The organism is Actinomadura sp. NPDC049382, from assembly GCF_040677125.1.
Lineage (GTDB): Bacteria > Actinomycetota > Actinomycetes > Streptosporangiales > Streptosporangiaceae > Spirillospora > Spirillospora geliboluensis.
Genome location: NZ_JBFARO010000217.1, coordinates 1 through 8,260, shown reverse-complemented (window position 1 = coordinate 8,260; position 8,260 = coordinate 1). Strand labels below are relative to the sequence as shown.

The window sequence follows — 8,260 nt, the reverse complement described above, 5'->3', positions numbered from 1 at the left end:
AGACCCTCGACGACGTCGGCCGCGGCCTCGACCGCTTCCTCGAGCGGGTGACGACGGCCGCCGCGACGATCGCCCCCGCGGCCACCGCCCCGGCCAGGCTCAGCCCCCACGCGGGGCGCACCCGCCGCCGCTCCGGCGCGACCCGCGCGTCGGCCGCGGCCGCGCCGGGGTCCGCCGCCATGGCGCGGGTCAGCTCCGCGCGCCGGACGTCGTCGCCGACCGGCAGGTCCGGGTCCAGCTCGGCGGGCCTGGCCTGCCGCAGGGTGTGAAGAACGTCCCTCATGTCATCTCCTCGCTGATGATCCCCACCTGCGGCCGCGTGCCGCCCCGTGCCGGGCTGCCCCCGGCCGTGTCCTGCTCCGCCGCGCGGAGCAGCCGGCGCCGCGCCCGGTGCAGCCGCACCCGCAGCGCGGCGGGCGAGCAGCGGACGACCTTGGCCGCCTCGCGCGGTGTCAGCCCCTGCCAGGCGACGAGGATCAGGACCTCGCGGTCTGCCTCCGGCAGCGCCGCCATCGCGCGCAGCACGGCGAGCCGCTCGGCGACGTCCTCGGCGATGTCGCCCGCCGGGCGGGCCGCCCACCGGCCGAGCTCCGCCGTGAACGTCTCGCGCCGCACCTGCGCCCGGTGGCCGTCGCGGAGCACGTTCCGCGCGACGCCGAGCAGCCACGGCAGCGCCGGGTCGGGGACGTCGGCGAGCCGCCGCCACGCGACCGCGAACGTCTCGCTCACCACCTCGTCCGCCGCCTGCCGCCCGGCGCGCGCGGCGGCGTACGCCCACACGTTCTGCCGGCACGCGTCGTAGATCGCGGTGAAGCGCCGCTCATCGGGGGTCATGCCGGTCACCGCCCGTCCCTCCGCCGCTGTCTTCTGGCACCGCTGCTCCGTCCGTCCAGGTGTTCATGTCACGAGGTAGTGGCCGGACGGACCGCCTTGTTACAGCGGATCGGGGAAGGTCAGAGCGAATCGAGGAAACGGGCGATCAGCGGAGCGATCTCGGCGAGCCGATCCTCCAGCGCGAAGTGGCCGGTGTCGAACACGTGCAGGTCGGCGTCCGGCAGGTCGCGCAGGTAGGCGCGAGCTCCGGGCTCGGGGAAGAACATGTCGTCGCGCCCCCACACGATGAGGGCGGGCGGGGTGTGCTCGCGCAGCCACGCCTGCCAGGCCGGGTACCGCTCGACGTTCGAGCGGTAGTCGAAGGCGAGGTCGATCTGCGGCCTGGTCCGTCCTGGCAGGTCGAGGAAGTGCTGGTCGAGGGTCCAGCCGTCGGGGGCGATGAGCTCGGGGTCGGTCGTCCCGCCCTCGTACTGGCCGCGCGTGGCGGGCGGCGTCAGCAGGTCGCGGACGGCCTTCTCCGCACCCTCCGTCTCGGGACGCAGCGCGATGAAGTCCCGCGCGCCCGGCGAGAGGCCCTCCTCGTAGGCGTTGCCGTTCTGGACGACGAGGCCCGCGATCCACTCCGGGTGCCGCAGCGCGAGCCGGAAGCCGACGGGCGCGCCGAAGTCGAACATGTACAGGGCGAAGCGGCGCAGGCCGAGGCGCTCGACGAAGCCCTCCATCACGTCGGCGAGGCCGTCGAAGGTGTAGGCGAACGTCCCGCCGGCGGACGCGGGCGCGGGGACGTCGCTGTGCCCGAACCCCGGATAGTCCGGGGCGATCAGCCGGTAGCGGGTGCCGAGCACGTCGATCAGCCGCCGGAACTGGTGCGACGCGGACGGGAAGCCGTGCAGCAGGAGCAGGACGGGCGCGTCGGAGTCGGCGGGCAGCGACTCGCGGTAGAAGACGCGGATCCCGTCCACGTCGAGGTGGCGGTGCACGGTGTGGGCGAGGGTGGGGATGGTCATTTCACATGCCTCCTAGAGCTGAAGATGCATTAGATGTAGCCGAGTGCGATCTAATGTGTCAACAGCCGGATGTAGCATTAACCGCATGAGTGACACCGTCCCGCTGACCGGAGAGCCCCTCGCGCTGGACCTGCTCAACACCCGTCCGGCCACCGGCGACCTGATCGCCACCGCCGACGGCCTGGCCGCCTGGCTGGCCCTCGAAGACGGCCGGGTGCCGGAGCCCGCGGAGGCGCTCACCTCGGCGGACCTGGCGGCCGTCCACGCCGTCCGGGAGCACGCGGCCGCCGCCATCGAGCCCGCCCGGCGCGGCGAGCGGCCGCCCGGCGCCGCGCTCGACGGCCTCGCCGAAGCCCAGCGCCGCGCCCCGGCGATCAAGCGCCCGGCCTGGGACGGGACGGCCGTCACCGTGGTCCCGGAGCGCCCCGGACGCTACGGCGCGCGGCTCGCCGCGCACTTGGCCGAGGCTGCGGCGGTCCTGCTCGCCGACCCGGCGATCGGGCGCGTCCGCCAGTGCGAGGCGGCGGGCTGCACCCTGCTCTTCCTGCCCGCGCATCCGCGCCGCCGCTGGTGCTCGGCGGCCCGCTGTGGAAACCGCGAGCGTGTCGCGCGCTACTACGCACGACGCAAGTAGGTTGTGGCTGGTGCATACCGGTCACCCGGGTGCCCTTAATATTTGCTCGACGACAACCAAACCCCCCGCCCTGGTCCATCCGGTTGCGCCTCGACCGAAGGAGCTGAGACATGGCCGCGATGCACAGTCGCGGTGCGGAGCGACTCCTCGGCGTGGCCGGCTCCCCGCACCTCCTCCTCGTCGAGGACGACCCCGGCGACGCGTTCCTGTTCGAGGAGCTGCTCACCGAGGCGCAGCCCGGTGTCCGGATCACCGTCGCGACCACGCTGCGGGAGGCGCTCGACGCGCTCCGGCCCGAGATCCAGTGCGTCATCGTCGACCTGTCGCTGCCCGACGCGCGCGGCCTCGACGCCCTCCACCAGGTGCGCACCCACGCGCCCGCCACCGCCGTGCTCGTGCTGACCGGCCTCGCCGACGCCCACGTCGGCGTCGAGGCCGTCGCCGCCGGCGCCCAGGACTACCTCGTCAAGCAGGACGTGGACGGCGCGCTGCTCACCCGCGCCATCAGCTACGCGATCGAGCGCAAGCGCGCCGACGAGTCCGAGCGGCAGCTCGTCGAGGCGCGCGCGCTGAGCCGGGAGAACGCGCGGCTGGAGCGGGGCCTGCTGCCCGTCCCGATCCTCACCGACGGAACGCTGCGCCACCACACCCGCTACCGTCCCGGACGCGACCGCGCCCTGCTCGGCGGCGACTTCTACGACACCGTGCAGACCGACGACGGCGCCGTCCACGTGGTCATCGGCGACGTCAGCGGGCACGGTGCGGACGAGGCGTCCCTCGGGGTGCGGCTCCGCATGGCGTGGCGGACGCTCGTCCTCGCCGGGCACACCGGCGCGCGGCTGCTGGACACGCTCGACGCCGTCCTGCAGCACGAGCGATGGGGGGAGGAGATCTTCACCACCGTGTGCATGCTGACGATCGCGCCGGACCGGCGCAGCGCCCGGATGCACCGGGCCGGGCACCCGCGCCCGCTGTTCTTCGGGCCGGGCGGCGTCGAGGTCGTCCCGGACGAGCCCCGCGGCCCCGCCCTCGGGCTGATCCCCGGCGTCGACTGGCCCGCCCTCGACCTGGACCTCGGCGAGTCGTGGGGGATGCTGCTCTACACCGACGGCCTGATCGAGGGGCGGGTCGGCGACGGCGAGTACCTCGACCTGTCCGGGCTGGTGGAGCTGGCGAAGACCGCGCACGACGCGGGCCGGCGGGGCGAGGTGCTCATCGACGACCTCATCGCGGAGGCCGAGCGGTTGAACGGCGGTGTCCTGTCCGACGACCTGGCCGTGCTGCTGCTGAGCCGGGGAGACGGCTGATGTCGGACGAGAAGCCCTCCACCGAGCCCGCCGCACAGGAGGCCGTCGAGCAGCCCTCCGGCTTCCCCCAAGAGCTGAGGATGAGCGGCCCGGCGGTCGTGATGCCCGCGGGCACTTTGCCCGAGGGGCACGGGATGGGCCGGCTCCGGCTCGTCCGGATCTACCAGATCGGCGCGTTCGTCCTCGCGGTGCTCCTGCTGGCCGCGTTCACGCAGGCCGGGGCGGCCCTGTTCGGGAGCCGCGAGGCGCGGGACGTCCTCATCAACCAGGTCGACCCGGCGACGCTGGAGCAGTTCCGCCTCACCACCGCCGTCACGGGCCAGGACATGGCGATCCGCGACTACGCGCAGGACGGCGGCGCCGAGGAGGTGGCCCGGTACCGCGACGCCGTGCGGCTGGAGGAGCAGGCCGCGGCGCGGATGCGCCGGCTGCTGGCCGGGGTGCCGGACAGCGGGGACGTCGTCCGCCTCCTGGACAAGGCCACCGCCGACTCCGCGGCGTGGCGCGCCGCCTTCGCGGACCGGATCGCCGCCGGGCCCGGCGGCCAGGGCATCGACCCGGACGCGAGCCGCGAGGCGCGCCGGCTGCTCAACCAGGCGCGCGGCGACATGACCCCGCTGCAGATCGGCCTCACCGAGCTGCACGACCGCGCCGCCGAGAAGGTCCGGTCCCGCGCGAGCGCGGCCCAGTGGTCGACGGTCGCCGCGCTCGTCATGGTCGTCGTGGCGGCGCTGGCGCTCGCCGTGCTGCTGCGCCGCACCGTGCTGATCCCGGTGTCCGGCCTGACCGGACGCGTCCGCGCCGTGGCCCAGGGCGACTTCGAGCACCCGCTGGACGTGCCGGGCCCGGCCGAGATCAACGAGCTGGCCGCGATCATCGACGCGATGCGCGACCGGATCATCCGGCAGTGGCGGATCAGCGAGGAGAAGACCCGGCTGCTCGACGAGCAGACCGCGGAGCTGCGCCGCTCCAACTCCGAGCTGGAGCAGTTCGCCTACGTCGCGAGCCACGACCTGCAGGAGCCGCTGCGCAAGGTCGCGAGCTTCTGCCAGATGATCGAGCGCCGGTACGGGGACCAGCTGGACGACCGCGGCCGGCAGTACATCGAGTTCGCGGTGGACGGCGCCAAGCGCATGCAGGCGCTCATCAACGACCTGCTGAGCTTCTCCCGCGTCGGCCGGATGGCGCGCCCCGAGGAGTCGGTCGACCTCGGCGCGGTCGCCCGGCAGGCCCTGGACAACCTGGCGACGCTCCGCGAGGAGACCGGCGCCGAGGTGGACGTCGCGGAGCTGCCGCACGTGTCCGGCGACCGCACCCAGCTGACCCAGCTGTTCCAGAACCTTCTCGGCAACGCCATCAAGTTCCGGCGCGAGGGCGTGCCGCCGCGGGTGGTCATCGACGCCCGCCGCACCGGCGACGAGTGGGAGTTCCGCTGCGCCGACAACGGCATCGGCGTGGAGCCCCGGTACGCCGACCGGATCTTCCTGATCTTCCAGCGGCTGCATCCGCGGGACGAGTACACCGGCACGGGCATCGGCCTGGCGCTCTGCAAGAAGATCGTCGAGTACCACGGCGGGCGCATCTGGCTCGACGGCGCGGACCGCGGCGGCGAGCCCGGCACCACCTTCCGCTGGACCCTGCCGGCCCACGCGCACCTCACCAACGGAGACGACATCAACGGCGACGACACAAACGGAGACGACGCATGAACGAAGGTCCGCGTCCCATTGAGGTTCTGCTCGTCGAGGACGACCCCGGTGACGTCCTGCTGACCGTCGAGGCGTTCGAGCACAACAAGGTGAACAACACCCTCAGCGTCGTCAACGACGGCGAGCAGGCGATGGCGTTCCTGCGCCGGGAGGGCGAGTACGCGGACGCGCCCCGTCCCGACCTCGTGCTGCTGGACCTGAACCTGCCGCGCAAGGACGGCCGCGAGGTGCTCGGCGAGATCAAGGCCGACGAGGACCTGCGGAGCATCCCGGTCGTCGTGCTCACCACGTCGGAGGCCGACGAGGACATCCTGCGCAGCTACCACCTGCACGCGAACGCCTACGTCACCAAGCCGGTCGACTTCGACCAGTTCATCTCCGTCGTCCGCCGGATCGACGACTTCTTCGTCACGGTGGTGAAGCTGCCGCGCTGACCCGCGGTGCGCCGACGAGGCCCGGCGCGGCGCCTGGAGGGGCCCGGGTGCCGTGCCGGGCACCGTTATGTAACAGTGGGAGGCATGGTCGGAACGCCGGGTGAGGGAGCCGCGGAGTCCACTGCGGCGGCCCTGGACGACGTGGCCGCCACTCTCATGAACGTCTGGTCCCGGCCCCACAACGCCCCCGACGTGCCCGTTCCGTCCACGCAGCTGCGCGCGCTGCTCGTGCTGGAGCGCGGCCCGGTCAACATCAGCAGCCTGGCGGGCGAGCTGGGCGCGCTGGTGTCCTCGGCGAGCCGGCTGTGCGACCGGCTGGAGGCGTCCGGTCTGCTGGCCCGCGACTCCGGCCGCGACCGCCGGGAGGTGACCGTGCGGCTGAGCGCGGACGGGCGGGCGCTGGTCGGCCGGCTCCGGGAGCGGCGGCAGGCGGAGCTCACCCGGGTGCTGGCCCAGATGCCGGCCTCCGCGCGCGCGGCGCTGCTGTGGGGGCTCACGGAGTTCCACGAGGCGGCCTCCAGGCGGGACGGCGAGGACGGCTCGCTCTCCATGCTCGCCTGACCTGTCCGCTTTATTTGAGTAAGTCGCAACCCTCCGCAACACACCCACTAAATCGCGGCTTATTGCTAATTGCAATGGCGGCTCGCCGTTCTTTTTCGCCATTCTCGGTACGACCGCCTTCGCCACTACTAATATCCCGGCCCATGGCGACCACTAACGCTCCGCGGTACTCCCGTCACGCCGCGCTGCTCGGCGCGGCCGCCGCCGTGCTGCTGCTCGGCGGATGCGGCGGCGCCGCCCAGCACCGCACGGCGTCCGCCGGCGAGCGGAGCGCCGGCCCGAGCGCCGGCACCGGCACGGGCGCCGCCAAGGTCCCCGAGGCCACCACGTTCACCACCGTCCGCGGCGCGCCCGAGGACGCGGCACCGGGCGGCCGCGCCGCCGGCACGGGCGGCACCGACGGCACCGTCGTCCACCCGACCGGGCCCGCCCCGGTGTTCGACCGGCCCGGCGGGCGCCGCATCGCGACCCTGCCCGCCACCCAACTGGGCGGCCCCACCTGGGTGCCCGTGGTGGAGACCTCCGGCGAGTGGCGGCGCGTGCTGCTGCCGAGCCGTCCCAACCGGGCGAGCGGCTGGCTCGCCGGCACCGGGCTGCGCACCGCGCGCACGCCCTACACCGTCCGGGTCGAGGTCGCGAAGCGGCAGCTCACGCTGCTGAAGTCGGGGCGCCGCGCGGGCCGGTGGACGGTCGCGGTCGGCGGCGCCAAGACCCCGACGCCGGCCGGCCGGACGTTCATCATGGCCTCGGTCCTGCCGGGGAAGAAGACGCCGAGCCCGCTCGTCCTGCCGCTCGGCACCCACTCGGCGACCCTGGACACCTTCGGCGGCGGGCCCGGCACCGTCGCCCTGCACGGCTGGCCCGACGCCTCCGTGTTCGGCAAGGCCGTCACGCACGGCTGCGTGCGGGTGCCGGCGGACGCGCTGAAGGCGCTGTCCCGCGTGCCGCTCGGCTCGCCGGTGCTCATCACCGCCTGACCAGACCCCGCTCGACCAACCTCAACGAGTACCTTTCCAGAATCGGAGCACACCCATGCGTCACCGCCATGTCGTCAGCTGCCTCGCCGCCGGCCTGCTCGCCGGCGGGCTCGCGGCCGTCCCGGCGCAGGCCGCCACCGCCCCCGCGGGCGAGGGGTCCGCGTACGGGCTGGCGATCACCGGGCCGATCACGGTCCCGCCGGTGCCGGCCGTCTCGTCCACCACCGAGGAGGTCAACAAGAGACTCCTGCGGGAGAACCACACCGACCTCGCCGACGCGGAGGCCCTGCACGTCAGCGCCTCGCCGTCCCGCGCCCGCTCGACCGTCACGCGGCTCGCCGTCCCGTCCGCGGACCTGCTCGCCAGCGCCGTGTCGGCCAAGTGCGTCGACGGCCGCGGCTCCGCGCACCTCGGCCGCGCCGTCCTCGCGGGCAAGCGGCTGGACGCCTCGCCGCCGCCGAACACCACCATCCCGGTCGACGTGGACGGCGTCGGCCGGACGGCGCTGATCCTCAACAAGCAGCAGCGCACCGCGGACGGCCGGCTCGCCGTCACCGCGATGGAGCTGGCGCTGCCCCGCGACAAGGGCACGCTCCGGGTCGCGTCCGCCACCTGCGGCCGCGGCGCCCCGGCGCGCGCGCCGAAGGAGGCGCCCGCGCCGACGCCCGTCGAGCACGACATCCCGGTCACCGGCTGACGGCGGCCACGACCCGGCCCGGGTGACGGCGGATCCGTCGCGGACGTATGCGTCGGTGGCCAGGGATCTGGGTGTCAACCGGGAGACGCTGCGTCTGTGG

At 74.1% G+C, this 8,260-nt stretch carries 10 protein-coding genes; 7 read left to right on the top strand and 3 right to left on the bottom strand.

Annotated features, from left to right (window positions below):
* From AB0K34_RS45405 to AB0K34_RS45395, 3 genes are all read right to left on the bottom strand, one after another.
* On the bottom strand, window positions 1-283 hold a 283-nt coding region (locus AB0K34_RS45405; RefSeq protein ID WP_364554724.1), incomplete at its 3' end, for a hypothetical protein.
* A complete protein-coding gene (locus tag AB0K34_RS45400; RefSeq protein ID WP_301176773.1) occupies window positions 280-834 on the bottom strand; it encodes a sigma-70 family RNA polymerase sigma factor in 555 nt (184 codons plus the stop codon). The genes AB0K34_RS45400 and AB0K34_RS45405, both read right to left, overlap by 4 nt.
* 119 nt (window positions 835-953) lie before the next feature.
* Window positions 954-1,841 (bottom strand): alpha/beta hydrolase, encoded by an 888-nt coding sequence (locus AB0K34_RS45395; protein ID WP_364554722.1) that lies wholly within the window; start codon window positions 1,839-1,841, stop codon window positions 954-956.
* 85 nt (window positions 1,842-1,926) lie between these two features.
* On the opposite strand from AB0K34_RS45395, the gene AB0K34_RS45390 reads away from it, so the two are divergent.
* From AB0K34_RS45390 to AB0K34_RS45360, 7 genes are all read left to right on the top strand, one after another.
* Complete coding sequence (locus AB0K34_RS45390) at window positions 1,927-2,475, top strand: CGNR zinc finger domain-containing protein (RefSeq protein ID WP_301176757.1); 549 nt, start codon at window positions 1,927-1,929, stop codon at window positions 2,473-2,475.
* Window positions 2,476-2,585: 110 nt separating this feature from the next.
* A complete protein-coding gene (locus AB0K34_RS45385) occupies window positions 2,586-3,782 on the top strand; it encodes a fused response regulator/phosphatase (protein ID WP_301176756.1) in 1,197 nt (398 codons plus the stop codon).
* Window positions 3,782-5,491 carry an ATP-binding protein gene (locus AB0K34_RS45380; RefSeq protein ID WP_364554720.1) on the top strand — a complete coding sequence of 570 codons (1,710 nt, stop codon included), beginning with the start codon at window positions 3,782-3,784 and terminating at the stop codon, window positions 5,489-5,491. Before AB0K34_RS45385 ends, AB0K34_RS45380 begins: the two co-directional genes overlap by 1 nt.
* On the top strand, window positions 5,488-5,925 hold the full coding sequence (locus tag AB0K34_RS45375) for a response regulator (protein ID WP_138638899.1): 438 nt from the start codon (window positions 5,488-5,490) through the stop codon (window positions 5,923-5,925). The genes AB0K34_RS45380 and AB0K34_RS45375 overlap by 4 nt, the downstream gene beginning before the upstream one ends.
* Before the next feature lie 84 nt (window positions 5,926-6,009).
* Window positions 6,010-6,486 carry a MarR family transcriptional regulator gene (locus AB0K34_RS45370; protein ID WP_138638898.1) on the top strand — a complete coding sequence of 159 codons (477 nt, stop codon included), beginning with the start codon at window positions 6,010-6,012 and terminating at the stop codon, window positions 6,484-6,486.
* Between the two features lie 143 nt (window positions 6,487-6,629).
* Complete coding sequence (locus AB0K34_RS45365) at window positions 6,630-7,463, top strand: L,D-transpeptidase (RefSeq protein ID WP_364554717.1); 834 nt, start codon at window positions 6,630-6,632, stop codon at window positions 7,461-7,463.
* A 55-nt stretch (window positions 7,464-7,518) separates the two neighbouring features.
* Complete coding sequence (locus AB0K34_RS45360) at window positions 7,519-8,160, top strand: choice-of-anchor P family protein (protein WP_138638896.1); 642 nt, start codon at window positions 7,519-7,521, stop codon at window positions 8,158-8,160.
* The last annotated feature ends 100 nt before the right edge of the window (window positions 8,161-8,260 follow it).

Bases quoted from the DNA above. Each gene is read 5' to 3' on its own strand.
- AB0K34_RS45400 (WP_301176773.1), bottom strand. From the start codon at position 834: ATGACCCCCGATGAGCGGCGCTTCACCGCGATCTACGACGCGTGCCGG.
- AB0K34_RS45395 (WP_364554722.1), bottom strand. From the start codon at position 1,841: ATGACCATCCCCACCCTCGCCCACACCGTGCACCGCCACCTCGACGTG.
- AB0K34_RS45390 (WP_301176757.1), top strand. From the start codon at position 1,927: ATGAGTGACACCGTCCCGCTGACCGGAGAGCCCCTCGCGCTGGACCTG.
- AB0K34_RS45385 (WP_301176756.1), top strand. From the start codon at position 2,586: ATGGCCGCGATGCACAGTCGCGGTGCGGAGCGACTCCTCGGCGTGGCC.
- AB0K34_RS45380 (WP_364554720.1), top strand. From the start codon at position 3,782: ATGTCGGACGAGAAGCCCTCCACCGAGCCCGCCGCACAGGAGGCCGTC.
- AB0K34_RS45375 (WP_138638899.1), top strand. From the start codon at position 5,488: ATGAACGAAGGTCCGCGTCCCATTGAGGTTCTGCTCGTCGAGGACGAC.
- AB0K34_RS45370 (WP_138638898.1), top strand. From the start codon at position 6,010: ATGGTCGGAACGCCGGGTGAGGGAGCCGCGGAGTCCACTGCGGCGGCC.
- AB0K34_RS45365 (WP_364554717.1), top strand. From the start codon at position 6,630: ATGGCGACCACTAACGCTCCGCGGTACTCCCGTCACGCCGCGCTGCTC.
- AB0K34_RS45360 (WP_138638896.1), top strand. From the start codon at position 7,519: ATGCGTCACCGCCATGTCGTCAGCTGCCTCGCCGCCGGCCTGCTCGCC.